The organism is Flavobacterium sharifuzzamanii, assembly GCF_003254585.1.
Classification (GTDB): domain Bacteria; phylum Bacteroidota; class Bacteroidia; order Flavobacteriales; family Flavobacteriaceae; genus Flavobacterium; species Flavobacterium sharifuzzamanii.
In genome coordinates this window covers 50,662-76,075 of record NZ_QJGZ01000029.1, presented here as the reverse complement: position 1 = coordinate 76,075, position 25,414 = coordinate 50,662, and the positions used below count along the sequence as shown (strand labels likewise).

General features: G+C 33.5%; 27 protein-coding genes. 23 read left to right on the top strand and 4 right to left on the bottom strand.

Going from position 1 to position 25,414, the window contains the following annotated elements; genetic code table 11:
* The first annotated feature begins 148 nt into the window (after positions 1-148).
* The 8 genes from cyoE to DMA14_RS01155 all read left to right on the top strand — a co-directional run bounded on the left by cyoE (position 149) and on the right by DMA14_RS01155 (position 5,251).
* Entirely contained in the window at positions 149-1,051 is a 903-nt protein-coding gene (gene cyoE, locus DMA14_RS01190; RefSeq protein WP_111422472.1) for a heme o synthase, read from the top strand.
* Positions 1,052-1,053: 2 nt separating this feature from the next.
* Positions 1,054-1,641: a cytochrome c oxidase subunit 3 gene (locus tag DMA14_RS01185; RefSeq protein WP_111422470.1), complete on the top strand. Its 588-nt coding sequence runs from the start codon at positions 1,054-1,056 to the stop codon at positions 1,639-1,641.
* A gap of 42 nt (positions 1,642-1,683) precedes the next feature.
* Positions 1,684-2,667 carry a cytochrome c oxidase subunit 3 gene (locus DMA14_RS01180; protein ID WP_111376640.1) on the top strand — a complete coding sequence of 328 codons (984 nt, stop codon included), beginning with the start codon at positions 1,684-1,686 and terminating at the stop codon, positions 2,665-2,667.
* Between the two features lie 19 nt (positions 2,668-2,686).
* A complete protein-coding gene (locus DMA14_RS01175; protein ID WP_111364867.1) occupies positions 2,687-3,037 on the top strand; it encodes a cytochrome C oxidase subunit IV family protein in 351 nt (116 codons plus the stop codon).
* Positions 3,038-3,116: 79 nt separating this feature from the next.
* Positions 3,117-3,758 carry a hypothetical protein gene (locus DMA14_RS01170; protein WP_111422469.1) on the top strand — a complete coding sequence of 214 codons (642 nt, stop codon included), beginning with the start codon at positions 3,117-3,119 and terminating at the stop codon, positions 3,756-3,758.
* A gap of 11 nt (positions 3,759-3,769) precedes the next feature.
* Positions 3,770-4,456, top strand: coding sequence for an SCO family protein (locus tag DMA14_RS01165; RefSeq protein ID WP_111422467.1), 687 nt, complete (start codon positions 3,770-3,772; stop codon positions 4,454-4,456).
* Between the two features lie 2 nt (positions 4,457-4,458).
* On the top strand, positions 4,459-5,001 hold the full coding sequence (locus DMA14_RS01160; RefSeq protein WP_111422465.1) for a DUF420 domain-containing protein: 543 nt from the start codon (positions 4,459-4,461) through the stop codon (positions 4,999-5,001).
* The gene (locus DMA14_RS01155) at positions 4,991-5,251 is read left to right on the top strand and encodes a hypothetical protein (protein ID WP_111422464.1); all 261 of its coding nucleotides are present in this window, start codon (positions 4,991-4,993) and stop codon (positions 5,249-5,251) included. The genes DMA14_RS01160 and DMA14_RS01155 overlap by 11 nt, the downstream gene beginning before the upstream one ends.
* Positions 5,252-5,266: 15 nt before the next feature.
* On the opposite strand, the gene DMA14_RS01150 is transcribed toward DMA14_RS01155, so the two are convergent.
* Positions 5,267-6,673 (bottom strand): DUF4403 family protein, encoded by a 1,407-nt coding sequence (locus DMA14_RS01150; protein WP_111422462.1) that lies wholly within the window; start codon positions 6,671-6,673, stop codon positions 5,267-5,269.
* Positions 6,674-6,850: 177 nt separating this feature from the next.
* On the opposite strand from DMA14_RS01150, the gene DMA14_RS01145 reads away from it, so the two are divergent.
* The 7 genes from DMA14_RS01145 (at position 6,851) to tsaB (ending at position 14,687) form a co-directional block, all read left to right on the top strand.
* The gene (locus tag DMA14_RS01145; protein WP_111376646.1) at positions 6,851-7,552 is read left to right on the top strand and encodes an ABC transporter ATP-binding protein; all 702 of its coding nucleotides are present in this window, start codon (positions 6,851-6,853) and stop codon (positions 7,550-7,552) included.
* Positions 7,545-8,789, top strand: a complete 1,245-nt coding sequence (locus DMA14_RS01140) for an ABC transporter permease (RefSeq protein ID WP_111376647.1) — start codon at positions 7,545-7,547, stop codon at positions 8,787-8,789. The genes DMA14_RS01145 and DMA14_RS01140 overlap by 8 nt, the downstream gene beginning before the upstream one ends.
* 2 nt (positions 8,790-8,791) lie before the next feature.
* The gene (locus DMA14_RS01135) at positions 8,792-10,057 is read left to right on the top strand and encodes an ABC transporter permease (protein WP_111422460.1); all 1,266 of its coding nucleotides are present in this window, start codon (positions 8,792-8,794) and stop codon (positions 10,055-10,057) included.
* A 37-nt stretch (positions 10,058-10,094) separates the two neighbouring features.
* Positions 10,095-11,216: an efflux RND transporter periplasmic adaptor subunit gene (locus DMA14_RS01130; RefSeq protein ID WP_111422459.1), complete on the top strand. Its 1,122-nt coding sequence runs from the start codon at positions 10,095-10,097 to the stop codon at positions 11,214-11,216.
* A gap of 85 nt (positions 11,217-11,301) precedes the next feature.
* Positions 11,302-12,684, top strand: a complete 1,383-nt coding sequence (locus DMA14_RS01125) for a TolC family protein (RefSeq protein WP_111422457.1) — start codon at positions 11,302-11,304, stop codon at positions 12,682-12,684.
* Between the two features lie 6 nt (positions 12,685-12,690).
* Entirely contained in the window at positions 12,691-13,983 is a 1,293-nt protein-coding gene (locus DMA14_RS01120; protein ID WP_111422456.1) for an efflux RND transporter periplasmic adaptor subunit, read from the top strand.
* A 32-nt stretch (positions 13,984-14,015) separates the two neighbouring features.
* Positions 14,016-14,687, top strand: coding sequence for a tRNA (adenosine(37)-N6)-threonylcarbamoyltransferase complex dimerization subunit type 1 TsaB (gene tsaB, locus DMA14_RS01115; protein ID WP_111422454.1), 672 nt, complete (start codon positions 14,016-14,018; stop codon positions 14,685-14,687).
* Between the two features lie 2 nt (positions 14,688-14,689).
* Here the strand turns inward: tsaB and DMA14_RS01110 are convergent, their stop codons facing one another.
* Complete coding sequence (locus DMA14_RS01110) at positions 14,690-15,502, bottom strand: mechanosensitive ion channel family protein (protein WP_111422500.1); 813 nt, start codon at positions 15,500-15,502, stop codon at positions 14,690-14,692.
* 86 nt (positions 15,503-15,588) lie between these two features.
* Positions 15,589-15,996, bottom strand: a complete 408-nt coding sequence (locus DMA14_RS01105) for a YtxH domain-containing protein (RefSeq protein ID WP_111422452.1) — start codon at positions 15,994-15,996, stop codon at positions 15,589-15,591.
* Between the two features lie 461 nt (positions 15,997-16,457).
* Between DMA14_RS01105 and tssD the strand changes: the two genes are divergently transcribed.
* The 7 genes from tssD (at position 16,458) to DMA14_RS01070 (ending at position 23,300) form a co-directional block, all read left to right on the top strand.
* Positions 16,458-16,853 carry a type VI secretion system tube protein TssD gene (gene tssD, locus DMA14_RS01100; RefSeq protein ID WP_111422451.1) on the top strand — a complete coding sequence of 132 codons (396 nt, stop codon included), beginning with the start codon at positions 16,458-16,460 and terminating at the stop codon, positions 16,851-16,853.
* 26 nt (positions 16,854-16,879) lie between these two features.
* Positions 16,880-18,688 carry a type VI secretion system Vgr family protein gene (locus DMA14_RS01095; protein WP_111422449.1) on the top strand — a complete coding sequence of 603 codons (1,809 nt, stop codon included), beginning with the start codon at positions 16,880-16,882 and terminating at the stop codon, positions 18,686-18,688.
* 25 nt (positions 18,689-18,713) lie between these two features.
* Positions 18,714-20,225 (top strand): hypothetical protein, encoded by a 1,512-nt coding sequence (locus tag DMA14_RS01090; RefSeq protein WP_111422447.1) that lies wholly within the window; start codon positions 18,714-18,716, stop codon positions 20,223-20,225.
* A gap of 10 nt (positions 20,226-20,235) precedes the next feature.
* The gene (locus DMA14_RS01085) at positions 20,236-20,814 is read left to right on the top strand and encodes a hypothetical protein (RefSeq protein WP_111422445.1); all 579 of its coding nucleotides are present in this window, start codon (positions 20,236-20,238) and stop codon (positions 20,812-20,814) included.
* Positions 20,815-20,900: 86 nt separating this feature from the next.
* A complete protein-coding gene (locus DMA14_RS01080; protein WP_157957638.1) occupies positions 20,901-21,779 on the top strand; it encodes a hypothetical protein in 879 nt (292 codons plus the stop codon).
* The gene (locus DMA14_RS01075) at positions 21,772-22,830 is read left to right on the top strand and encodes a DUF2931 family protein (protein WP_111422442.1); all 1,059 of its coding nucleotides are present in this window, start codon (positions 21,772-21,774) and stop codon (positions 22,828-22,830) included. The genes DMA14_RS01080 and DMA14_RS01075 overlap by 8 nt, the downstream gene beginning before the upstream one ends.
* A gap of 59 nt (positions 22,831-22,889) precedes the next feature.
* Positions 22,890-23,300: a hypothetical protein gene (locus tag DMA14_RS01070; RefSeq protein WP_157957637.1), complete on the top strand. Its 411-nt coding sequence runs from the start codon at positions 22,890-22,892 to the stop codon at positions 23,298-23,300.
* A gap of 77 nt (positions 23,301-23,377) precedes the next feature.
* On the opposite strand, the gene DMA14_RS01065 is transcribed toward DMA14_RS01070, so the two are convergent.
* Positions 23,378-24,277, bottom strand: a complete 900-nt coding sequence (locus DMA14_RS01065; RefSeq protein WP_111422438.1) for a NifU family protein — start codon at positions 24,275-24,277, stop codon at positions 23,378-23,380.
* 143 nt (positions 24,278-24,420) lie between these two features.
* On the opposite strand from DMA14_RS01065, the gene DMA14_RS01060 reads away from it, so the two are divergent.
* Positions 24,421-25,410 (top strand): PorP/SprF family type IX secretion system membrane protein, encoded by a 990-nt coding sequence (locus DMA14_RS01060; RefSeq protein WP_111422436.1) that lies wholly within the window; start codon positions 24,421-24,423, stop codon positions 25,408-25,410.
* The last annotated feature ends 4 nt before the right edge of the window (positions 25,411-25,414 follow it).

Below are 25,414 nucleotides of genomic sequence, written 5' to 3'. Positions count from 1 at the left end.
AGATTTTTCGAAATAATAGTGTTAAAGTATGCTGAGATCTTAATTTGTAAAGGTTTTATTGAAAAAAATCTAATTTTATAGGTCCAAATTCTACAATCTAATTTGTACATTTGCACCACTCAAAAAAAATACACAAAATACAACGGTATTGAACGCTGCAAAAAATACATTATCAATCAAATCAATATTTCTAGATTTTAAAGAGATTACTAAAGCTGGTCTGGCTATTAGTGTATTGTTCTCTTCTATTGCTGGATATTTATTAGGAGTAGATTCTGATCATCCTTTTAAATGGAGTGTTTTGATTGTTTTGGCAATTGGCGGTTATTGTATGGTTGGGGCTTCGAACGCTTTTAATCAAGTAATCGAAAAAGATATCGATTCTTTAATGGATCGTACTAAAAATCGTCCGGTTCCTTCTGGTCGTATGTCTCCTAAAGTAGCTTTGCTTGTAGCAAGTTTGCTTACTATTGTTGGGATTGCACTTCTTTATACAATTAATGCGAAGTCGGCAATGTTTGCTGCGATTTCGATATTCTTATACACAAGCATTTATACGCCATTAAAAACAGTTACTTCTTTGTCTGTTTTTGTTGGAGCTTTTCCTGGAGCAATTCCGTTCATGCTGGGGTGGGTAGCAGCAACAGGGGAATTTGGTATCGAAGCAGGTACTTTATTTTTAATTCAATTTTTTTGGCAGTTTCCACATTTTTGGTCTATCGGATGGTTTTTATATGAAGACTATGAAAAAGCAGGAATTTTTATGCTTCCGACAGGTAAAAAAGATAAAGGAACTGCATTGCAGATAATATTGTATACAATTTGGCTTATAATAGCGTCTTTATTACCGGTATTAGGCTTTACAGGGCAATTATTTATTTCTCCAATTGCAGCAGTTCTAGTGTTTCTATTAGGGATTTGGATGCTTTTTTATGCAGTTCGTCTGTATAAGTTAAGAACAGCAAAGGCAGCACGAACATTAATGTTAGTGAGTGTTTCTTATATTTCGCTTTTGCAAATTGTATTTATAGTAGATAAATTTTTAAGATAGTTATGGAAATGACATTAAAAGTAAATGAAGAACAAGTAAGGAAATCTAAATCGGCAAAACTGATTCTGCTTTTCGCGATGGTTAGTATGACCATGATGTTCGCAGGTTTAACAAGCGCATTTGTAGTAAGTAAATCGAGAGCGGACTGGTTGAAGAATTTTGAACTCCCTTCAGCTTTCTATTGGAGTACAGCAGTTATTATTGCTTGTAGCGTTACTTTTCACTTGGCAAAAAAAGCCATTCAAAAAGACAATAGAAGCGCAGTTACAGGATTGCTTCTTGGAACTTTAGCTTTAGGAGTTTTATTTGTGGTATTGCAATTCAAAGGATTTGGACAAATCGTTGCTGAAGGGTATTACTTTACAGGAGAAGGTAGTTCGATTACTACAACTTTTCTTTATGTTGTGACAGTTACACACTTGTTGCACTTAGCTGGCGGATTAATTTCACTTTTAATTATAATTTATAATCATTTTAAACAAAAATACAATTCGACTCAAACTCTTGGGATAGAGCTAGGTGCGATGTATTGGCACTTTTTGGATTTATTATGGGTATATTTATTTTTATTTTTATATTTCTTTAAATAAGAAAAAAACGTAAATTTGGGAACTTTTTAACGAATATCTTTTATGGGAGCGACAGTTACTACTGCAAACAACGACGAAAAAACTTGGGGAGGCGGTCACAATGAGCCTTTAGGAGCAAGTTATGGTAAAATGATGATGTGGTTTTTTATCGTATCAGATGCCTTAACATTCTCTGGATTTCTAGGAGCTTATGGTTTTTCTAGATTTAAATTTATTGAAACTTGGCCTTTGGCTGATGAAGTGTTCACTCACTTCCCATTTATGCATGGTGTTGCGGCTCCAATGTATTATGTAGCTTTAATGACTTTTATTTTGATCTTTTCTTCTGTAACAATGGTATTAGCTGTTGATGCAGGGCACCAATTGAAAAAGACAAAAGTTGCAATTTATATGTTCTTAACTATTATTGGAGGTTTAATTTTCGTTGGTTCTCAAGCTTGGGAATGGAAAAACTTCATTAAAGGAGAATATGGTGCAGTTGAAACAGTTGGAGGAAGTTTACTTCAATTTGTGGATAAAGATGGTAAAAGAGTAGCTTTAGCTGATTTTGCTGTTAAATTGCCAGAACAAAGAGAAGCTTTAACAAGAAGTAAATCAACTTGGTTTATGGAAGATGCTCAATCTCTTCCAACTTACACAGTTGCTGAAGTTCAGGCTGGTTTTAAAGCTCACCCTGAGATTTTAATCAGAACAGAAAAACTTACAGATAAAAAGAAAAAAACTGTTTTATCAAGGGAAGAATCTGAAAAACATTTAGCAAGTGCTAAATATGTTGTTGAAGGTGCTAACTTGATCAGAAACGAGTACGGTAATAAATTATTTGCTGATTTCTTCTTCTTTATTACAGGTTTCCACGGATTCCACGTATTCTCTGGAGTTATTATCAATATCATTATTTTCTTTAATGTATTATTAGGTACTTACGAGAAAAGAAGAAGCTACGAAATGGTAGAGAAAGTTGGATTATACTGGCACTTTGTAGATTTAGTTTGGGTATTTGTATTTACAGTTTTCTACCTAGTTTAATTTTTAGAATTTAATTATTATGTCACACGAGCACGTATCAAATACAAAAAGAATCTGGTTTGTTTTCGGATTGCTTTCAGTAGTAACTACAGTAGAAGTTATTTTAGGTATCTACAAACCTGGAGTATTAGAATTTAATCATTTTGTTGGATTGAATCTATTAAACTGGATTTTCTATATCTTAACAATTTTCAAAGCATATTATATTGTATGGGCATTTATGCACATGGAAGGTGAAAAAAGCAGCCTTAGATGGTCTGTAGTTTCTCCTGTTATCTTCCTAGTTTTATATTTATTGTTTATTCTGTTAACAGAAGGACATTATATTTATGGGGTTTTTAAAGATTCTACTATTAAATGGAATTTTTAACATGATATTAATTCGAAAAGAAGCTCCGATTTGCGGAGCTTTTTTTATTTTTGTACCTCAATAATTCCCCGTTAATACAATGAAAAAAAATATAGTTCTCTTTGTACTTTTTGTATTGCCAATTGTAGCGTATTTATTCTTTGCTTCTGGTGTAAATAGTTTTACAACACTTCCTGTAATAATACCTAAAGTAGCCGACTTTGGGAATTGGAATTCATTAAACGGAAAAAAAATCTCTCTTGATAAAAAGATTACTGTGCTAGGTTTTGCAGGTACAAATATTCTAGAAAATAGAGGTAATTATTTTAATTTAAATGAAAAAATCTACAAACGTTATAACGGTTTTGAGGATCTTCAGTTTGTAGTGCTGTGTCCAACAGGAACTGAAGCAGAAGCTCAAAAAATTGTTGATGCTTTGTCTCCTTTTACGGATGTTAAAAACTGGAACTTTGTTTTTGCTTCAAAAGAAGAAATACAGAAATTCTACGATGGATTGCATTTAAAAGAAAAACTGAATGAAAACCTTGGAACCTCTAATGTTTATATCATTGATAAAGAACGTAATTTAAGAGGCAGAAAAGATCCGAAAGAATATAAAGAAGGATATGATACTTTTCATCCGTCTGAGTTAAGCAATGAAATGCTAGATGACTTCAAGATTATCCTTTATGAATACCGCGCAGCTTTAAAGAAAAATCATAACGCTACAAAGCAACTTTAAAATCATTTATAATGTTTAAGAACAAATCATATATTGGAATCTCTTTTATCATTCTGATTTTTGGGATTTATGCTATTCCTAAAATTGTTGATCGAGTTAAAAACGGAGACGTCGTAAAAGGAAATCGTTTAGATAATGTTGGAGTAAAATCTTCAAAAGAAGCTAAACTTTTGACAATTGGGCCAGCGCCAAAATTCGAATTGACAAATCAGGATAATGTAAAAGTTTCAAATGAAACGTATAAAGGGAAAGTATATGTTTTGGAATTCTTTTTTACAACTTGTCCATCTATTTGTCCAAAGATGAATATGAGTATGCTGGAAATTGAAAAGACGTTTTTTGGAAATCCTAACTTTGGAATAGTTTCTATTACAATCGATCCAAAACATGATACTACAGAAGTTTTAAAGGACCATGCAAAATTGCTTGGAGTAAAATCTTCTAATTGGAATTTCTTGACTGGAGACAGGAACGTTATTATGGATTTGTCAAATAAAGGATTTAATCTTTATGCAGGAGAAAATGACAAAGTAAGCGGTGGATTTGAACATTCTGGTTTGTTTGCTTTAATTGATAAAGATGGAAACATTCGATGCAGAAAAGATGAATTCGGAAATCCGAATATTTATTATGATGGTCTAGATAAAAAAGGAGTAAGAGATATTCAAGAAGACATTAAAATTTTATTAGCAGAATAAAAATGGAAGATAATACTTTAGAGAAAAAATTTAGCAAATTTATTATTGCGGTTTCAATAATAATTCCTGTTGTTGTTGCAATTCTGTTCGGAGTTAAATTAAAAGATTTCGGTGTTGATGTAGAACCTTTATCGTTTTTACCTCCAATCTATGCAACTACAAACGGTATTACAGCTGTTGTGCTGGTTTGGGCTGTTTTGGCGATTAAGAAAGGAAATCAAAAATTACACGAAAGATTGATGACTTCTGCTATTGCATTGTCTGTTGCATTTTTAGTTATGTATGTTGCGTATCATATGACTTCAGATTCTACAAAATATGGAGGAGAAGGAGCATTACGTTATGTATATTTCTTTATTCTTATAACACATATTTTATTGTCAATTGCAATTATTCCACTTGTTTTAATTACGTATGTAAGAGCGCTTGCAAAGCGTTTTGATAGACACAGAAAAATTGCTAAGATCACTTTTCCTCTTTGGTTGTACGTTGCTGTAACGGGAGTGATTGTTTATTTAATGATATCTCCGTATTATGTACACTAAAAAAAATATTCAAATTTTAAAATCCAAAATCCAAGTTATAGTATTTGGGATTTGTATTTTTTTAATTGGAATTTCAGCCAATGCTCAGTGTGCTATGTGCCGCGCAGCATTATCGGGAGATTCTAATACTAAAAAAGCAGAAGCAGTAAATGATGGAATTGTTTACTTAATGGTAATTCCATATTTACTAGTATTAATAATAGGATATTTGATTTATCGAATGTATTCTAAAAAGAAAAAAGCAGTGTAATTACACTGCTTTTTTTTATTTAAGTCCGTTAACTGAGACATTGACTGTTCCGTTTATTTTGATGAAGGCTATAATCGCTTGATTGGTTAGCTGTATTTTGTCAAACTGAATATCCTCCATTTTTCCGTTTACAAATACACCTGGCATTGGAGAATAGTTCTTTAAATAACACGCCATACTCTTTTTGCCTTCTTCGAGATTAGGTTGAATTGAATATCGACAGCTTTCTTCCATTTTTCTTAGAATGAATCCTTGCGCTAGCCAGTTTGCTGTGCGCATCAATTTACTTTTGGTATCTAAAACATAATCTAGCTTTTCAAAATAAATTTCTTTTGTCTGTGCATTGTATGATGGAAAGCCATTTAAATAAAGTGTTCCGTCTATAGATCCTAAAACGTCTAATGCGATAACCATTTTGCCATCTTTGTGCCAGATTGAAACATTTTTCACTGTGACTTTTTTGCTTCCAGAACCAAATTCCTGACCAGCAAAATTCTTGGTCATAATCTTGGAGGCATCTACATAACTTGAAATTGCTGCAATATTAGCAGAAATTTGATTTGGGATTTTTGCTACTGGTTTCAAAACAATTTTACTGGCATTGTATTTTGATTCGGGCTGTTTGCCAACAATGGTTTCCATGTTGCATTTCATACCCATATCAAGTAAGAACGAATCGTTTTTAAGTTTGGCATTTGTAGAGTAGATTTCAACTGGAACAATTCTAAGCCAGCTTTCATAAGTGTCACTCATTTGAAAAGGAGTGCAGATTTTTTCTACAGCTTGAAGTACATTCGGTTTAAAATCCATTGATTTTTCAATTGCTTCATCTATTTTCTTTTCCAATTTGCTTTTAAAAATAGAGATAGCAGGATTTATTAAATAAGTAATTGGCATGTTTTTGCCAAATATTGACATAGTTGGACTCTCATTCCAATCAAGAGACTTGAATTCTGTTTTTGTTGTGAGTTTCCAATTTGTCAGAGCAGTTTCACTAGAAAGCGTTATAACTCCGTTTAGATTAAATTCTCTAACATCGTATAATTCAACCCCAAGTTTTTTTGTTCCAATTCTGTATTTGATATTCGCTTTAAGCGGTAAAATTGTTCGAATTCTTTTATCAAGATTTGACGGATCATTTTGAATTTTGATTGGAGCCTGTTTCCAGATTTTCATTTCAATATCATCGTCTTCGATATTATTGTCTTCGTAAATTAATCCGTTAAGAAGAGAATTAGTCTGATTTTCAATATCGCTTAATTTGATGGTAATGGGAAGGTTTATAAAAGAAGGGTTGCTGTCATAAATTAACGGACTTGCATCGTCTGGTTCAGGCTTTAATGTTTCTAATTTTTGAGCCGACGAACAGCTCGATAGCACCGCAAGTGCTGTAAACATTGAAATAATAGAACTAAGCTTCATTTAAGATGATTTTTATTACGAGGTAAAATTACGAAAACAATCATATTTTATTGAAAAAGTGTAACAATAACTAAAGAATGCAGTCTTATACAGAATAGGTAACAAAACTATTAACTTTTTATTATCATAAATTACTTAATAAAAACGTTATTATTGTCTAAAAAATTTAACAATACCATGATTGAAATTAAAGATTTACATAAATCCTATAAGATGGGAAGTTCTGAATTGCATGTATTAAAAGGTATAAACTTTAATATAGAAGAAGGAGAATTGGTTGCGATCATGGGGTCATCTGGTTCAGGTAAATCAACACTTCTTAACATCTTGGGAATTCTGGATGAAGCTGATTCTGGAAGTTATATTTTAGATAAAACGCCAATCAAAAAATTGAATGAAACCCTTGCTTCAAAATATCGCAATAAGTTCTTAGGATTCGTTTTCCAGTCTTTTAATTTGATTAATTATAAAACGGCACTTGATAATGTCGCAATGCCATTATATTATCAGGGAGTTAAAAGAAAAGAGCGTTATGATATTGCAATGAAATATTTAGAGAAAGTAGGTTTGGGCTCTCACGTTCACCACTTGCCAAATGAACTTTCAGGAGGTCAGAAACAGCGTGTGGCTATAGCGAGAGCATTGGCGTCAAATCCGAAGGTTTTGCTAGCCGATGAACCGACGGGAGCATTGGATACTAAGACTTCTTATGAAGTTATGGAGCTTATTCAAGGAATTAATGATGAAGGAAAAACAATTTTAATTGTTACGCATGAGCCTGATATTGCTGCAATGTGCAAAAGAAATGTAGTCCTGAAAGATGGATTAATTATCGATGATAAAAAAGTAGAACAAGTTAGAGCTTCGTCTTATGTTTAATATTGAACGCTGGCAGGAAATATTTGAAGCCATTTCTAAAAACCGTTTAAGAACATTCTTAACAGGAGTTTCTGTGGCTTCTGGAATCTTTATTTTGGTAATCTTGCTTGGTGCAGGTAAAGGTCTTCAGAACGGAATTGAAAAACAGTTCGAACGCGATGCCGCTGGAATTATAGAAGTTTGGTCTGGAACAACTACCAAAGAATACAAAGGGCTAAATCCAGGTAGACAGATTCAATTTCGCAATAGCGATTACAATCAATCGGTGCAGAAATTTGAAGACAAGTTAGATCTAAGAGCTTCAACAAATAATTATTGGGGACAGTCTTTTGCTTATGGTAAAGAATCAGGGAGTTATCAGTTTAGAGGAGTAAATCCAGATTATGGCGGAATTGAAAATTTAACCATAGTTCAGGGGCGTTATATCAATGCTAAGGATTTAGAAAGTAACGCCAAAGTTGCTGTTATCGGAATGAAACTAAAAACTGATATGCTTAAAGATAAAGAGGCAATAGGAGAAGAGATTCTGATTAACAATATCAACTTTAAGGTGGTCGGTGTTTTTACAGATCCAGGAGGAGAAAGAGAAGAAACTCGTGCTTATTTGCCTTTGACTACAGTTCAGAAAACGTTTGGCGGAGGTGATAAAATCAGCAACTTGTTTTTTACATTAAAAAAGACGCAAGATTATGACGAAGCATTGGCTCAGTCAGAAAAATTTACCCAAGATTTAAAAGACTTATTAAAGAGTAAAAATGTTGTGGCTCCTGAAGATGATGGCGGTGTCGGAGTTTATAACTCGGTTAAAGATGCTAAACAATTTTACGACCTAAACTTATATATCAGACTCTTTTTCTGGTGGGTGGGTATATGTACGATTATCGCTGGTGTAGTTGGAGTAAGTAATATCATGCTTATTATTGTAAAAGAACGTACAAAAGAAATCGGAATTAGAAAAGCACTTGGAGCTTCACCTTTTTCTATTATCACCATGATTCTCCATGAATCAATTTTTATTACGACCATTGCAGGTTTTGTGGGATTGTTAGCCAGTCTTGCGCTATTGGAATTTGTTGGTCCGATGGTTCAGAGCGAGTATTTCAGAAATCCTGAAGTAGATTTTAGTGTAGCTTTAACTACTTTGGTATTACTTGTTTTTGCAGGAGCAATGGCAGGATTTTTTCCAGCCTACAGAGCAGCCAAAATTAAACCTATTGTAGCACTTAGAGACGAATAATTATGTTTAAAAAAGATAATTGGGACGAGATTTTACAGGCCTTAACCGCCAATCCTTTCAGGACTATCCTGACAGCTTTTGGTGTTTTTTGGGGTATTTTTATCTTGGTAATTTTACTTGCTGCGGGTAATGGTTTGGAAAATGGCATCAAAAAAGGTTTTGATGGAATTGCAACCAATACCATGTTTATGTGGAGTCAAACTACTTCTAAGGCGTATAAAGGTTTGCCAAAGACAAGACGTTATGATTTTAGAAATAGTGATGTGACGGCTTTAAAAGCAGCGCTTCCAGATTTATTATATGTTTCACCAAGAAATCAGTTAGGTGATTTTAACGGAACAAATAACGTAGTAAGAGGTACCAAAACTTCTGCATTTACAATTTACGGAGATTATCCAGAGCTGATTAAACAGCAGCCGATGGATATCATTAAAGGAAGATTTGTAAATCAGCAGGATATTGAACAAAGAAGAAAAGTCTGTGTTATTGGAAAAGGTGTTATCAGTGAACTTTACGGTAAAGAAGAGGAGGCTGTTGGAACTTATATCAAAATTAACAGCATCAATTTTATGGTTGTTGGAGTTTATAAATCCAAACAACAAGGAGGAAATGCAGAGCAGGAACAAAAGAATATCTTTATTCCGTTTACAACTTTTCAACAGGCCTTCAATTATGGAGATAAAGTAGGATGGATGGCGCTTACGGCGAAAGATGAAACTTCTATAACCGATTTAAAGCCAAAAATTTTAGAGATTATAAAATCATTACATTCTATAAATCCGACAGATGAGAGAGCAGTTGGAAATTTTGATTTGTATGAGCAATTTAATAAAGTGCAAAGTCTATTTAATATTTTAAAAGTGATTGCCTATTTCGTAGGAACATTAGTTTTGATTTCGGGTGTAATCGGAATTTCTAATATCATGCTGATTGTGGTTAAAGAACGTACAAAAGAAATCGGAATTAGAAGAGCATTAGGTGCAACACCGGGAGCAATTAGAAGTCAAATATTAACTGAGTCTATATTTTTAACTATTATTTCGGGTATGCTCGGAATTGCTGTTGCTACAGGAATTATAGCAATTTTAAATATGGCATTAGACTCGATGCCTCCGGATCAAAATACTATGTTTGCGAATCCAACTGTAGATTTAGGAGTTGTATTTGTGGCTTTAATTATATTGGTTGGATCAGGCTTGCTTGCAGGATTTATTCCGGCACAGACCGCAATCAATGTTAAGCCTGTAGATGCTTTAAGAACAGAATAAATTATCAATCAAAATAAATCGATTAAACCCTAGACAAATGAAAAAAGGAGTAACCGTAACCATTTTAATATTTATCGCAGTTGTTTTTTTTGGCGCGCTGTACTATTTGTATGCTAAAAACCAAGAATCGCCGATTGTATTTAAAACGGAAAAAGCAGAAATCAAGACTATCGTAAAAAATACTATTGCGACAGGTAATATTCAGCCTGATGAAGAGGTTCTAATCAAACCAAATATCTCAGGTATTATTGAAGAAGTGTACATCAAAGCGGGTGAAAAAATCAAAGCTGGTGATATGATTGCTAAGATTAGAGTTGTAGCAAACGTTTCGAATGTAAGTAATTCTCAGAATCAAGTGCAGACAGCTAAAATAGCATTAGATAATCAGGAAAAAATCTATAAGAGACAGAAAACATTATTCGAAAAAGATGTAATTTCTGCAAATGACTATGATGCTGCATTGTTAGCATACAATCAAGCAAAACAAAACTATTTAGCTGCAAAACAAGGTTTAGATATCGTTAAAACAGGAACAACTTCATCTTTGGGGAATTATGCTAACACGTTAATTCGTTCTACAGTGAACGGAATGGTATTAGATGTTCCGGTAAAAGTAGGTAACCAAGTTATTGAAAGTAATAACTTCAACGAAGGAACTACAATTGCAAGTGTTGCCGATGTTGGAAGAATGATTTTTATTGGAAAAATCGATGAGTCTGAGGTTGGAAAAATTAAAGAAAAAATGCCAATTGAGATTACAATTGGTGCAATCGAAAATAAAAAGTTTGATGCCGTTTTAAATTATATTGCTCCAAAAGGAGTTACAGAAAATGGAGCAATCCAATTTGAAATCAAAGCACAAATGGTTAACAGAGATGATACTTTTATTAGAGCTGGTTTAAGTGCCAATGCTTCAATTATTTTAGAAAAAGCAGAGAAGGTTTTGGCAATTAAAGAGTCTTTAGTTCAATTTGACAAAAAAACACAAAAGCCTTATGTAGAAGTTGAAACTGCTCCACAGAAATTTGAAAGAAGAGATTTGGTTCTTGGAGTAAGCGACGGAATCTACGTTCAAGTTAAAAGCGGCGTAAATGATACAGATAAAATTAAAATCTGGAATCAGGGCCTAATTAACGAAGGAGACAAAGAAAAAAAATAAGCTAATTTGAAAGGTTAAGGATCTTTTTGGTTTTAAAAATGTTAAATTTGCGTAGTTCGGTTTACTGCGCCTTCATTAAAAGTATATGAAAATAAATAAATATAATAGTCTGGTTATAGCATTGTTATTCGGTTTCGGATTAACTGGACAGGCGCAAACTAAGAAATGGACATTAGAAGAGTGTGTGAGATATGCACTCGAAAATAATATCACAGTAAAACTATCTGAATTAGACGTAAAAAATGCTGAAATTGATAAAAGAGGAGCCTTAGGCAATTATCTTCCATCAGTAAATGGAAATGCTTCTCACTCTTGGAACATAGGTTTGAACCAGGATGTTACAACAGGTATTTTACGTAATCAAACCACACAATATTCTTCAATTGGGTTAAATGCAGGAGTTGATATCTACAAAGGTCTGCAGAACCAAAACACTATGAGAAAGGCAAAATTAAGTATCATTGCCTCACATTATCAGCTGTTAAAAATGCAGGAAGATATTTCTTTAAATGTGGCTAGTGCATTTTTGCAAATTTTATCTAATAAAGAAGATTTAAAGGTTAAGAAAGAGCAATTAGCAATTGATGAAAAACGATACACCCGTTCTGAAGAAATGGTAAATGCAGGAACTATCCCGCGTGGAGATTTGTTGGATTTGAAAGCTACTGTAGCAACCGATAAACAAAACATAGCCGTTTCTGAAAATAATTTATTAATTTCTAAATTGAGTTTAGCACAGCTTTTACAGTTAAAAGAATTTGCAGATTTTGATGTAGTTGACGATACCAAAGTAGCAGATGAAAATAATATTCTAGCTCAAACTCCAATTGAAATTTACAATAAAGCTAAAGAAACTAGAACAGAGTTAAAATTAGCACAAACAAATCTTGAAATCGCTGAGAAAAATGTTTCTATTGCTAAAGGAGCGTATCAGCCAACACTTTCTGGTTTCTATGGATTTAATACCAGAGCAAGTTATAGCGATCAAGTTAAATTAGATGCAAGCGGCAATCCATATACTGTAGGGCCAGATCCGATATTCCAGCAGTTTAGTGATAATAAAGGACATAATTTTGGTTTGCAGTTAAATGTTCCTATTTTTAATGGTTTTTCAGTTAAGAATAATGTAGAGCGCAATAAAGTAAGTTTAGAGAAATCTAAAATAGATTTAGAGCAAAAAAGTTTAGATTTGCAACGTAACGTTTATACGGCATTTACGGATGCAAGAGGAGCTTTAAATACGTACGAATCGTCTACTGTAACTTTAGAGGCAAGACAGCAGGCTTACAATTATGCAAAAGAAAAATATGATGTAGGTTTAATGAACTCATTTGATTTCACACAAGCTCAAACCTTATTGACTAATGCGCAATCTGATGTCATCAGAACAAAATACGATTACATGTTCAAAATTAAAATATTAGAGTTTTATTTCGGAATTCCAATTGTTCCAATTATTACAAAATAATTTATTATGCAGAAAAAAACAGTTTATTCTTTATTAGGTGCTGCGGTAGTTATTATCGTAGCTTTGGTTGGTCTTTCTAAGGCAGGATTAATAGGGAATAAGGACGAAGGAAAAGAAGTAGAAACTGCAAAAGTGACGGCGTCAACAATTGTTGAAACAGTCTCTGCAACAGGAAAAATCCAGCCCGAAATTGAAGTTAAAATCGCTTCGATGGTTTCGGGTGAAATTATTGCACTCAATGTAAAAGAGGGGCAGGTAGTAAAAAAAGGTGATTTATTAGTAAAAATAAATCCCGATTTATATACTTCAGGATTAGATAGGTCTGTTGCAAATTTAGCTGGAACAAAAGCAAGTCTTACTCAATCTGACGCCAGTTTTAAAGAAGCAAAAGCAAATTATGAGCGCAATAAAATATTGTATGATAAAGGTGTAATTTCAAAATCAGATTGGGATAAGGCCATTTCTACTTTTGAAGTTGCCAAAGCAACAAAACAAAGTGCTTATTACAATGTTCAAAGCGCTTCGGCATCTGTTACAGAAGCCCGAGATAACTTAGGACGTACAACAATTTATTCTCCAGCTGACGGAACCATTTCTGTATTAAACGTAGAATTGGGAGAAAGAGTTTTAGGAACGCAGCAAATGGCCGGAACTGAGCTTTTGCGTGTTGCTAACTTGAATAATATGGAGGTTGAAGTTGATGTGAATGAAAATGACATCGTAAAAATTAAAATAGGAGACGAAGCAAATGTTGAAGTTGACGCTTATTTAAAAAAGAAATTTAAAGGAGTTGTAACCAGTATTTCGAATTCTGCAAGTACTACATTAACTTCAGATCAGGTGACAAATTTTAAAGTTAAAGTTCGTATCCTGAAAGATTCGTATCAAGATTTATTAGAAGGAAAACCAAGCACATACTCTCCTTTTAGACCTGGAATGACAGCTACAGTTGATATTATTACGACAACAAAAACAAATGTTTTAGCAGTGCCAATTAGTTCTGTGGTAGTAAAATCGGATACTACGGCTGTAAAAGACTTTACGGTTGAAGATCCAAATGAAGATAAAAAGGCAGCTCCAAAAAGCGATAAAAAATTCGAATGTGTTTTTGTAAAAGTTGGAGATAAAGCTAAGATTAGAATCATTAAAACCGGAATTCAGGACGATACCAATATCGAAGTGATGTCTGGTTTAAAATCGGGCGATGTTGTTATTACAGGACCTTATACAACAGTTTCTAAAGAGCTAAACTCTGGAGATAAGGTAAAACTTAAAAAAGCTGACGCTCCAAAGAAATAATATAATACCATAATAATTTAAAATTTAATACTTTGTCTTTTATTCTCAATATCGAAACGGCTACTAAAAATTGTTCTGTATCTATTGCAAAGGATGGCCAGACCATTGTTTGCAATGAATTAGCTGATGAAGGATATTCGCATGCCGAAAAACTTCATGTCTTTATTGAAGAAGTAATAGGAAAAGCAGGAATATCGGCGCAGGATTTAAAAGCTGTTGCTGTTAGCCAAGGCCCAGGATCATATACAGGTTTAAGAATTGGTGTTTCTGCAGCAAAAGGTTTATGTTATGCTTTAAACATTCCATTAATTGCTGTTGATACACTTCAAACTTTGGCATCGCAAGCAGGAGTTACAGACGGAAAGATTATACCAATGTTAGATGCTCGCCGAATGGAAGTTTATAGCGCCATTTTTAATTCAGATTTGACATTGGAAAGAGCTATTAAAGCCGAAATCATTGACGAAAACTCATTTCAAGAATATACAGATAAGCTTTACTTTGTTGGCGATTGCGCTGATAAATGCAAAGCTATTTTGACTAAAGACAACTTTGTGTTTTTAGAAAACATAAAATATCCTTCAGCGCAAGCAATGAGTAAAATCAGTTTTGATAAGTATCAAAAAAGCGACACTGTAGATGTCGCTTATTTTGAACCTTATTATTTAAAAGATTTTATGATTGCTCCTCCAAAGAAACAATAATATTATTTCTGAATAGTGTACGGTTGAATTGCAATTCCTGCCTCATCCAATGCTATTTTGCAATTCTCTAAAGTTTCAGAAAATACAGCTCCATAATTCGCGTTTTTTGCCCAAGGACGAACAGCAAAGTCAATAGAACTAGCCGATAGGTTTTTTACAAAGACCTCTGGTGCAGGTTTCTTCAATACTTTAGGGTTTTTATTTAAAACATCTAAAAGAATTTCTTTTGCCTTTTTAATGTCAGAATCATAGGAAATAGCGAAAGTCAAATCGGCTCTTCTCTCTCCTTGCATTGAGTAATTGATGATATTTCCATTAGACAAAGAACCATTTGGAACAAATACAGTCTGATTATTTGCAGTAAGCATTTTGGTGACAAAAATCTGAATTTCAAGAACTGTTGCAACAACACCTTGTGCTTCTATTGTATCTCCAACTTTAAAAGGCTTGAAAACAATGATTAGCATTCCGCCCGCAAAGTTAGAAAGCGATCCTTGCAATGATAAACCAACCGCAAGACCCATTGCTCCTAAAATAGCAACGAAAGACGAAGTTTCTATTCCTAATTTAGAAATAAAGGTTACAAACAATAATATTCGCAACGCCCATAATAAAATGTCGGATAAGAATTTGGTTAATGTAGGATCGAGATTTCGCTGAATCATTATTTTTCTAATAATTCGATTAATCAATCTGATGGCATACAAACCAACAAATAAGATTAAAAATGCGGAAATCAGTTTTGGTGAATAATCAACTAAAATGTCAATAAAACGGCTGATGTATTTACTGACTTGTTCTGGGCTAAGATTCATAGATTTAAAATAAAAAAACCTTCTCATAAGAGAAGGTATATTAGTACTGCAAATATAAAAATAATTACATTATTCTAAAAGTGGCTTTATGCTTTCTCCGCAGCGTCATCAGCTATTTCTTCTACTTCTTGTGCTGTTTTTTCGCTTGCATCAACAACAGTTTCCGAAATGGTTTCAGACGTTTCAGAGCTTAGAGCAGCTGTTTTTCCTTTAACAGAATCAACAACATCGTTTATCGCGTCAGATGCTTTATCTGCATATTCGCTTACAGTTTCTTTTGCTTTTTCAGCATATTCTGAAGCACGGTCAATAATAGGTTCTGAAACTTCTTTTACTTTTTCGATTGTTTCTTCCGCAAAAGCTTCGGCTTTCTCGATGTAAGGTGCAGCAGCTTCTTTTGCTTGTTCAAAAGTCTCTTCGGCATTATTTGCCAATTCAGTTACAGACTCTTTGGTTGAGCCAAACAAATTTTTAAAAAATGAAGATAATCCCATGGTTTTTAATTAATTGGTTAAGGATACAATATTAATTAATTTTATAGTACTACTCGTTTTTTTTATGATAAATAATTGAAAGCTAGAGATTAATAATATAGAAAGCGTCTCAAAGAGACGCTTTTTATATTGCTTTTCTATGAAATTAAGCATTTACCGCTTCTACTTTTATAGCTCCATTGTTCAGCATATTTTCGATACCGCTTTTTGAAACAGAACTCCTTTTCTACATACTGTTTTATTTAAAAAAGTCTTATTCTGTCATTTTTATGTCTTCTAAAGGCTCTTTTAGCCTTTTCTTCCTTGTAAATTTATAATTATACCACAACAAGCTGTAAATATTCTAAACGGCAGGCAATTCTTCCCTCCATCTTCAAAAACAAAAATGCAAGTCTAGCGCATTCTAATTCTATGAATCTGGAATAGCAGACAATTTACATTTTAATAAAAAAATAAAAAACATGAGCTTTTTAGCAAAACTACAAATTGACGGAGAGGAATTTAATGTGCTGGATTTTGACATAAAGTTTAAAAAAGAAACCGATGCACTAAACAAACCAGTTGGAAATGCCAAAGGAGGCATTATAAAATTGAGTATTGAATCAACTCAAAACACCAATTTTTTATCTTGGATGCTAAGCGGCAGTCTTACCAAAAACGGAAAAATTATTTTTTTTAGGAGAGATGCCATGAGTAAAATGAGAGAATTAATTTTTACAAAAGCTTACTGCATTTCTTACAACGAAGAATTTAAAAGTACGACCGAAATTCCAATGTCCATATCAATGGAATTGACAGCTAAGGAACTCATTTTTGGCGATGCTAACTTCTCAAAAAAATGGATTTCGCTTGACTAAACCCTATTCATCTAAACACCAAAACCATGTCACAATTCTCTGAACAGGTAAAAATTACTATCGAAGGTTTTACCCAAAACGTTATTTACTATAATCTCGAGCTGTCTCAAAAAATGGCAGACCATCATCATTTTTCATTCTTTTGGCAATATAGCGGAAAGACTATTATAGAACCGCAGGATCAGGAAAAAGCTTTTAGCAATTACATAGGAAATGAAGTGATTTTTACTTTTAAGGTAAATGGCATTCAGCTAATGTCTAAAGGAAGAATCACAAGATTAGAATCTCTCGATAAGGATGGAAGCCCAGACGGACTTCAAGTATTTGGCGTAAGCCATACCATTGTCTTAGACGAAATGCCAAAATCCAGAATCTTTCTTGAAAAAAATCTTCAGCAGATTGCTCTCGAAATCTTTGCAGAAGAAAACTCTGGCGAGTTTTATCAGCGCGAAGCTATCGTACCAACTTACATCAAAGAATTTAAATTTAAGACACAATACAGTGAAACCAATTTTGATTTCCTCAAGCGTCTTTCAAAACGCTATGCCCAATGGTTCTATTTTGACGGAATGCGCATGCAGTTTGGAAAAATCAAAAACACCGATATCCGGATTATAAATGAGTCCTCTCTTCACAAATTGAAAATTGAAGCCAATCTGGTTTCGCAGAAAGCCTCTTTTGGAGGCTACGATTACGCCAATGCAGCTAACATAAAATACGGAGCAGAAAAAACAGCACAAGGAAGCAGAGACCGGTTTGCCTCTATTGCAGGTTTTAAACAGCCTTATATTGTACGCCCTGGATTACAAAATGGCGCTTATACCAATAATGCCCAAAATAAAGAAGAGATAGAAGAAATGGTAAAAATGCAGACTGCAGGAAACGATGCCAACAGCATATTCTACAGCGGGATTTCCTATCTGCCTATAGGTTTGGGACAGACTTTTATTCTAGAAAACAAAACTGTAGAGCACCATTTGCTGGCAATTGAAATTATACACCGTTCTGAGGTAAACGGAAATTACACCTGTGAGTTCAGGGCAATTCCTGCCGATGCTGCAGCTCCGCATTATACAGACGTAAATGCTTTTGTAGCAACCGACAGCCAGTCTGCTTCAGTAATAGATAATAATGATCCCAAAAAAATGGGACGCGTAAAAGTGCAGTATTATTGGGACGCCTATAACTCTAAAAGCGACTGGATGCGTGTGGTACAGCATTATGCAGGCTCAGGAAAAGGGCTTTACTTCAGGCCTGAAATCGGAGAAGAAGTGCTGATAAGCTTCGAAGGAGGCAATGCCGACTGCCCTTATGCGTCAGGAGCCTATTACAACGGAAAAGAAATGCCTGATTTCTTTGACTCAGAAAACCGAATAAAGGGCTGGAAACTCCCTTTTGGAATGCTTTTCAAGTTTATCGAAAAAGTCTGCATTATACTCTCTGACCCAAGCGGGAATGAACTGCATATGAACGAGGAAACCAAAAGCACAACGATTACTGCACCAGAGACATTAACGCTTAATTGCAAAAACTTAATTATAAATGCTTCTGAGAGTATTACGACTACTGCGGGAATGAATATTGCTGAGACTGCGGGAATTGATAAATCTACAACGGTTGGAGGAATGCTAAATACAAATATTACAGGTAATAGTATGTTTTATGTTGGCGGTAATCATGATGAAAATATAGAAGGTGACTTAAATTCAGATGTCAAAAAGGACAAAAATTATATTGTTGCTGGAAAAGATACTTCAAATAGTGAAAATGGACATGAGTTTCATTCCAATAAAACTATAAAAAATAATAGTGCTGAAGATACGAGACAAAATTAATTGACAGAATTAGTAACTAAAAATTATGACTAAGACTAGACGTGTCGGTGGTAATGCCACTTATAATGTAAGGGGAACTACAAGAATTTTTGCCAACGAAATAGAAATAAACTCCAATGGGCGTATCGATTATTATGCGCCCGAATATACTTATGGAGAACCTGAACCGAGACCAATTAGAGAAGAACCCGAAAAAGCCTTCTCTGGTTGGTGGAGTCCTGATTATGAAGGAATAAGAAATATTCCTGAACAAGATGCCAATTGTCTAAAAGCCTATTTGGAAGAAACAGTTTATTTTCAATTGAATGTAAGCGACAACATCCCTGTTGGAACAAGCATAACATTTCAGCTTTGGGATAAAAACACTCCATTTAAAGGTCTTACCATCTTTGATAATCCAAAATTTGATGGAAAAATGGTTTACAAAACCGCTATGGTAAGAGAAGTAAACGGACAACACAGAATAACAATAGAACTATACCTAGATCCAAAATGGCATATTGAAATTAAAAAAGATGAAAAAGGAAGCATCAACAGCCGTCTTGAATTTTACTGGACTTGGAAATATCATAATACTTACTGGAAATCTAATGACAATATACTAGGTGTATATCGTTCTAAAACAACTTTGTTTATAAAACCTGCCTATGAAGGATATAATTTTCCTGAAATCAGAACTTCTGATGGAGATATTGTTGTTTTTTCTAAAGGTATTGGGCTTAAACAAGCACCTTCTGAGGAGCTAGAAAATCAGTTAAATACTATTGCTGACAATATAAAAGGTGAAATGTATGGAGATGTTCGCGAAGCAATGATGAAATACAGCGACAACATACGCCACACGATCGCTGTAAGACAATTAAAGAGAGGGTATTTAGCAAGTAATATGGGAAAAACAGAATTCAGCCGTAAAATTTATACTAAACCTATTTACGACAATAGCGGAGAACTTTATGAAATTACAAAAGCTGGAAATTTTGGCTATAGAAAAGATGGAAAACTAGTAACGACAAAAGGAATAAGCCAATTAGATTATTTTAAAGAAGTTGGCTCATTTAATACCATAGCAAAAGCTTCTAAAGAATTGTTAGGAATATTCGATTTTGCCTCAGATGTAATAAGTCTTGCAATGGATGAAAACCCAAAAATAATTCCGACAGGTTTTGCGCCGCTGGATTTTCTTGTGGCAGTGGTTATGCCTAGCATTAGTAACCCGATTATAGAAGTATGGGATAATGTTGTATTTGAATTAGCTGAAAAAGCAAAAGATAAAGGGCTTAAAGGGGTTGATGATTTTTTGCATAGTTCTGGAGCACAAGAAAAAAGATATCGATATGGCATTACAAAAATTGGGCAAGAAATATTAGAAAAGTTATTAAAAGGAGAATTTAAAACATTAGAAGAACTGGAAGAAAAACAACTGATAAAAAATCAATATCAAGAAAATTTACCTTATGTTTTGTTTCATTATACTCAATATAAGGAAGATCTAGACAAAGACATTGTGTTTATTGATTCTATTTTTGCAAATTTTTAAATTATAGCTTATGAATTTATATATGTATATGTTAGGTTTCTTGATTTTAACTTCATGTAGATCTCATGAAAACGTATCTGTAGAGCATATTATTTCTGATGAAATAGTAACTATTACTCGAGCACCAAATAATAAAAAATTGGATAGTGTTTGTTTAAATGTTCCATTAGAATTCAAATTGAATATTTCTTCTGATATCAAATACTTATCTATTGATAATATTATTGATAACCATTATTTATCAACCCCAAGTGATGTCGTAATTTATGATAAACTAGAGAATAAACCAATATTTGATTTTAAAGAATATCTGACAATGAACAAACCGTTTACTATAATTATTAGAGAAAGGAATCATTTAATATCGAAGAATTATGCTATAGAATTGTTAAAAAAGTACAATATAAGTAATTCAATTGAACATTTTAAATTAGGAGATACAATAAAATTAGTTTCTTATAAAGAATTTAGAAAAGAGAATCCTTTGTTTTTAAGCGATCTCGAAAAAGTAGGAGATACTATACTTATTACAACTAGAAAAAAGGAAGAGGAAATTTATAAACCAAAAAAAATAAAAATCAATTGGTAAAATCTAAATCAAATGTAATAAGTTTTATCCGTGCCTCCAACAGTTTGACACAATAAGGATCACTAAAACAAATTACAAACCAATCTTTGCGGGCACGGATTGCAAATCCGCGCTATCGGGGTTCTTACGGAATTTATCATGGCAATGACGTAAGCGATTTAAATCTAGACGCCATAAAAAACTCCCATTTTGTTTTGCAGCTTTCGGCAGATGATGAATATCGCGAAAATTTTGACCTTACTGATATTACCAGCGCAGGTCTAAATGGGCTAGAATACACACTGCCTGGTGTGCATTGTGATATTGGCGGGGCTTACAATGATTTTGAAGACGAAACATCTGTTTTATTTTACAAAAGAGAATCCGTATACAATCGGGTAATTCATAGTACGGATACTGAAATTGAAAAATTCAGACAAATAGTAATCGATGAAGGCTGGTATAAGCCAAGTCAGATTACCGCAGGCGTACTGCGTGATTCAGATCTGGGTACAGAAGAAAAAGGTAGTGTTGATGACTCCGAAACTTTTTACACCGTTGTAGGCACGAGAAAACGTTTACGAAATTGTTACGATAAAATACCACTTAAAAAGATGTTCTTTTTCTCGGATTATTTTGGAGTGAAATATGACGGTGACATAATTGACAAACAGCACGAAATAAAAGAATCTTTTTTGCAGGAAGTCTACAACCAGCTCATGGGGTATATGTATGCCTGTAGCGAAGTAAGGAACCGCTATATTAGAGAAAAATCGAATGATTCGGCAAGTTACCTGAAAGAATTAAGGCAGATATCATATTTGGATTATATAAGCGAAAAAGATTTAAAAACCTTGCGCAACGAATACCTGCACTGGTCTGTAAAAGCAAACAAATTTGGGCTCGAAATGCGCGAAAGCCAAGCGCCATCTAAAGAAGGTGCCTTAGAACAAAAATATAGAAAAAGAGAAATACACCATGGATAAAATAAAGCAAAGGGTATTACACTACAGTTTAGCCGCTTTTGTTTTCACCCAATTAATCAGCTGTCAGATGAAAAAAGAATTGCCGCAATTTCATGTAGAAATGTGCCACCCAGAAAGTAAATACAGAATAGAGCTAGTTGAAGATAAAATAAAAACGCTCGAGAAAGGCTGGTCTGCCACATTCCCGTATGGAGGCTCCTCTGGAGAATGGGGTGCCTCGCATGCGTCTTGGACAGAGCAGTATGGTACGCCTATAGGAGTAGATGTTACCTATTATGCAGACTATGAAGATACTTTTTACCGCCTAAAAACAGATTTTCCTGTAGAGACTATGCAGGATCTAACCAAAAGATTCTACTGCAATTATGAAGATTTGGAATATAACAGCGACGTAAAGGAATATGCGTATGAAAGAAAACCTTATCAAAATGCCTATACGGCGTTTAGCGATCTGGTTTTTGGCTTTGCCCCAAAAGGAATGGTCGTTGTTTGGGTGCGGTATGGTGCCACCAAAAAAGAATTAGGACGCTATCAGGCTGAGGCAGTCAAAGACGATGCGCCTTTGGGAAAAAAACTATTTGCATCTTGGTCAATGAATCGAAAAGAAGTGCATGAAAAATATTTGAATCCAAATGCCAGTCCAGAAAAATGGGACAACTATCGCAACAGATATGTCTGGCGTCCTTCTATAACTTCTGAAAATCCAAATTTCAAGCTTTTTGATGTAATGACAGCCTATTACAATGGAGAATCTGAAATTGCAGTCAGGCCAATATCATTAAATCCAGCCAAGAGAGAAAGGGCTATTCCGAGCAGCATAACTTTTTTTTGGGAAACAGGCAAAGGAGAAAAATTTGAAGGCAGAGTGTTTTTTGATTGGCAAAAAACTAATGAACAGTTTAAAAGAGAGGGAAGTAAGGATAATGAAATGCAAATAAAAATAAATGACGACAATAGAAGTTTTGAGGTATTGTTAAATAAAGAACTTTTAGAAACGGTTAATAAAAGAGTGTATAGAAGCAATCGGGAATTTCAGGAATCATATAAGTAAAGATTTATTTATCAGGCAATAAAAGAGAAATACACCATGGATAAAATAAAACAAATATTATGTATTATGAAAAAATACTAGACGACATTCAGATTATATTACCTTTTGAAAGAAAATATGAGTGTTATATAGTTATAAATATGCGAACAGAAGCAAAAATTATATTTAATCGAACTGTAAAGTTTGGAGATGAAATATTGGTAACGTATGCAGATTCTTTTGGTAACTTTATGTCAAACAATAAAAATTTAAAACTTACAATTGGTGAAAATGAAATAATACAATTTAAGAATTATAGAGAGCAACACACCTTAAGAAATTATTTGACAGTAACGACTTTACCAATGAAAGATATTCAGGAAATTGCTAATAGTACATTTTATCTTGATCATCAAAGACACGTTGTAGATTTTGTTAATCTAATAATACAGCATGATGAAAATAATATAGAGCCGCTCTTTTTTAAATAGGAAGAACCCAAAATGTTCTTGAAAAATACAAAAAAAGCGTCTCATTGAGACGCTTTGAACATAATGTTTTTATGAGATTAAGCATTTACAGCTTCTACTTTAATAGCTTCATCATTTAACATGCTTTTCAGCATATTCTCGATACCGCTTTTTAAAGTAAATGTAGAAGAAGGGCAACCGCTGCAAGCACCTTGCAATAATACTTTTACCGTTTTATCATCCTCGTTATAAGATTCAAAAGCAATATTTCCACCATCTGCAGCTACAGCTGGTTTTACGTATTCTTCTAAGATGTTAATGATTTGCTGTGATGTAACATCCAATTTGTCAAAAGCTTCATCTTTTGTTGCTTCAGTTTTAGCTTTAGTTTCAATTAAACTTTCATCTAAAACAGTTCCTCCGTTTTCTATAAATTGTTTAATGAAAGTTCTTAATTCCAAAGTAATTTCATCCCAGTTATTGATTTCATATTTTGTTACTGAAATATAATTTTCATCAATAAAAATTTCTTTCACATAAGGGAATTTGAATAATTCCTGAGCTAATGGAGAAGAAGCAGTCTGATCAATATTTTTATATTCTACCGCATTGCGAGTAAGCATTCTGCTTACAACAAATTTCAATGCAGAAGGGTTTGGAGTTGTTTCTCCGTATACCGTAATAGGCTGTTTTTTTGGTTTTGTTTCATCGATTTTAATGATAACGCCACCTTTGTCAACAAAAGCACTGATTTGTTCCGCTACAGCATCTTTTACATCATCCCAATCGACGATGCTATATCTTTCGATAGCGATAAAATTTCCAGAAATATAAACTGTTTTAACAAATGGCAGATAGAATAATTGCTGTGCTAGCGGAGAAGCTTCTGCTTCATCGATATTTTTGAACTCAAAGTTTTGATTCTGAGTAATGAAATCCTCAAACTCAAACTTTAAAATAGTTGGATTTTGAGTCTCTTTTATAGTGATTTTAGTCATGGTAATATATTTTTCGCAAATTTACTAAAGTTATTTTCTACTAATGGCTATATTTGATTTTTTAATGAAATAATTAAGACTCTTTTCAAATAAATCGTGTTAAATTGCAAGAGTAAAAATTATATTGAAACAATATTGTCTTTATGAAATTAAAAATCAAGGTTTTATTAATTTTTCTCATTACTGCTTTTTACTCTTATTCTCAGGAGGGAATACCTGTTTATTCTGATTATTTGTCTGATAATTATTACCTTATTCACCCTTCAATGGCTGGTGCTGCAAACTGTGCCAAAGTACGATTAACAGCTAGGAAACAATGGTTTGGGGAAGAAGAAGCTCCATCACTACAGACTTTAAGTTTTAACGGAAGAATTGGGGAACGTTCTGGAGCTGGTATAATTCTTTTTAATGATAAAAACGGATATCATTCTCAAAAAGGTGTGAAACTAACATATGCACACCATATTATGTTTTCGAGAGATGAACTAGATTTAAATCAGTTGTCTTTTGGTATTAGTGGTGGTTTAATACAAAGCCAACTGGACGAAACAAAATTTGGAGGAACTTTTGATCCAATTGTATTTGGATCGATTCAGAAAGATTCTTATTTTAATCTTGATATTGGAGCTTCGTATAATTATTTGGATTTCTATGCGCATGCAACAGTTCAAGGATTGTTAGAAACTAGAAGAGAACTATATACAGATTACGAAAGTGATAATCTTAGAAAGTTTTTATTTAGTGCTGGTTATGTGTTTGGAAAAAACAGCAGTTGGACTTGGGAGCCTTCTATTCTTTTTCAGCTGTTTGATCAGACAAAAGCAAAAACACTTGATTTGAATATGAAAGCCTACAAAAGCATGGATTTTGGAAGTCTATGGGCGGCTTTATCTTATAGAAGAGGTTTTGATGGCGCACAATATGTTTCTGGAAGTGGAGTGTCATCTCAAAAAATACAATACTTTACACCAATTGTTGGAGTTAATTTCAAGAACTTTATGTTTGCTTATACTTATACTCAGCTAATGGGAGATGTTAAGTTCGATACAGGCGGCTTTCATCAAATTACTTTAGGAGTTAATTTATTCTGTAGAAAAGAACGTTACGACTGTAATTGTCCTGCAGTTAACTAAAATT

What these genes read in the sequence shown, in the direction of transcription:
- DMA14_RS01140 (WP_111376647.1), top strand. Translation starts at nt 7,545, where the DNA reads ATGTTTAATATTGAACGCTGGCAGGAAATATTTGAAGCCATTTCTAAA.
- DMA14_RS01095 (WP_111422449.1), top strand. Translation starts at nt 16,880, where the DNA reads ATGTCACAATTCTCTGAACAGGTAAAAATTACTATCGAAGGTTTTACC.
- DMA14_RS01105 (WP_111422452.1), bottom strand. Translation starts at nt 15,996, where the DNA reads ATGGGATTATCTTCATTTTTTAAAAATTTGTTTGGCTCAACCAAAGAG.
- DMA14_RS01165 (WP_111422467.1), top strand. Translation starts at nt 3,770, where the DNA reads ATGTTTAAGAACAAATCATATATTGGAATCTCTTTTATCATTCTGATT.
- DMA14_RS01065 (WP_111422438.1), bottom strand. Translation starts at nt 24,277, where the DNA reads ATGACTAAAATCACTATAAAAGAGACTCAAAATCCAACTATTTTAAAG.
- DMA14_RS01110 (WP_111422500.1), bottom strand. Translation starts at nt 15,502, where the DNA reads ATGAATCTTAGCCCAGAACAAGTCAGTAAATACATCAGCCGTTTTATT.
- DMA14_RS01090 (WP_111422447.1), top strand. Translation starts at nt 18,714, where the DNA reads ATGACTAAGACTAGACGTGTCGGTGGTAATGCCACTTATAATGTAAGG.
- DMA14_RS01135 (WP_111422460.1), top strand. Translation starts at nt 8,792, where the DNA reads ATGTTTAAAAAAGATAATTGGGACGAGATTTTACAGGCCTTAACCGCC.
- DMA14_RS01075 (WP_111422442.1), top strand. Translation starts at nt 21,772, where the DNA reads ATGGATAAAATAAAGCAAAGGGTATTACACTACAGTTTAGCCGCTTTT.
- tssD (WP_111422451.1), top strand. Translation starts at nt 16,458, where the DNA reads ATGAGCTTTTTAGCAAAACTACAAATTGACGGAGAGGAATTTAATGTG.
- DMA14_RS01060 (WP_111422436.1), top strand. Translation starts at nt 24,421, where the DNA reads ATGAAATTAAAAATCAAGGTTTTATTAATTTTTCTCATTACTGCTTTT.
- DMA14_RS01145 (WP_111376646.1), top strand. Translation starts at nt 6,851, where the DNA reads ATGATTGAAATTAAAGATTTACATAAATCCTATAAGATGGGAAGTTCT.
- DMA14_RS01180 (WP_111376640.1), top strand. Translation starts at nt 1,684, where the DNA reads ATGGGAGCGACAGTTACTACTGCAAACAACGACGAAAAAACTTGGGGA.
- DMA14_RS01125 (WP_111422457.1), top strand. Translation starts at nt 11,302, where the DNA reads ATGAAAATAAATAAATATAATAGTCTGGTTATAGCATTGTTATTCGGT.
- DMA14_RS01130 (WP_111422459.1), top strand. Translation starts at nt 10,095, where the DNA reads ATGAAAAAAGGAGTAACCGTAACCATTTTAATATTTATCGCAGTTGTT.
- DMA14_RS01160 (WP_111422465.1), top strand. Translation starts at nt 4,459, where the DNA reads ATGGAAGATAATACTTTAGAGAAAAAATTTAGCAAATTTATTATTGCG.
- DMA14_RS01175 (WP_111364867.1), top strand. Translation starts at nt 2,687, where the DNA reads ATGTCACACGAGCACGTATCAAATACAAAAAGAATCTGGTTTGTTTTC.
- DMA14_RS01150 (WP_111422462.1), bottom strand. Translation starts at nt 6,673, where the DNA reads ATGAAGCTTAGTTCTATTATTTCAATGTTTACAGCACTTGCGGTGCTA.
- DMA14_RS01070 (WP_157957637.1), top strand. Translation starts at nt 22,890, where the DNA reads ATGTATTATGAAAAAATACTAGACGACATTCAGATTATATTACCTTTT.
- DMA14_RS01085 (WP_111422445.1), top strand. Translation starts at nt 20,236, where the DNA reads ATGAATTTATATATGTATATGTTAGGTTTCTTGATTTTAACTTCATGT.
- DMA14_RS01155 (WP_111422464.1), top strand. Translation starts at nt 4,991, where the DNA reads ATGTACACTAAAAAAAATATTCAAATTTTAAAATCCAAAATCCAAGTT.
- DMA14_RS01170 (WP_111422469.1), top strand. Translation starts at nt 3,117, where the DNA reads ATGAAAAAAAATATAGTTCTCTTTGTACTTTTTGTATTGCCAATTGTA.
- DMA14_RS01185 (WP_111422470.1), top strand. Translation starts at nt 1,054, where the DNA reads ATGGAAATGACATTAAAAGTAAATGAAGAACAAGTAAGGAAATCTAAA.
- DMA14_RS01120 (WP_111422456.1), top strand. Translation starts at nt 12,691, where the DNA reads ATGCAGAAAAAAACAGTTTATTCTTTATTAGGTGCTGCGGTAGTTATT.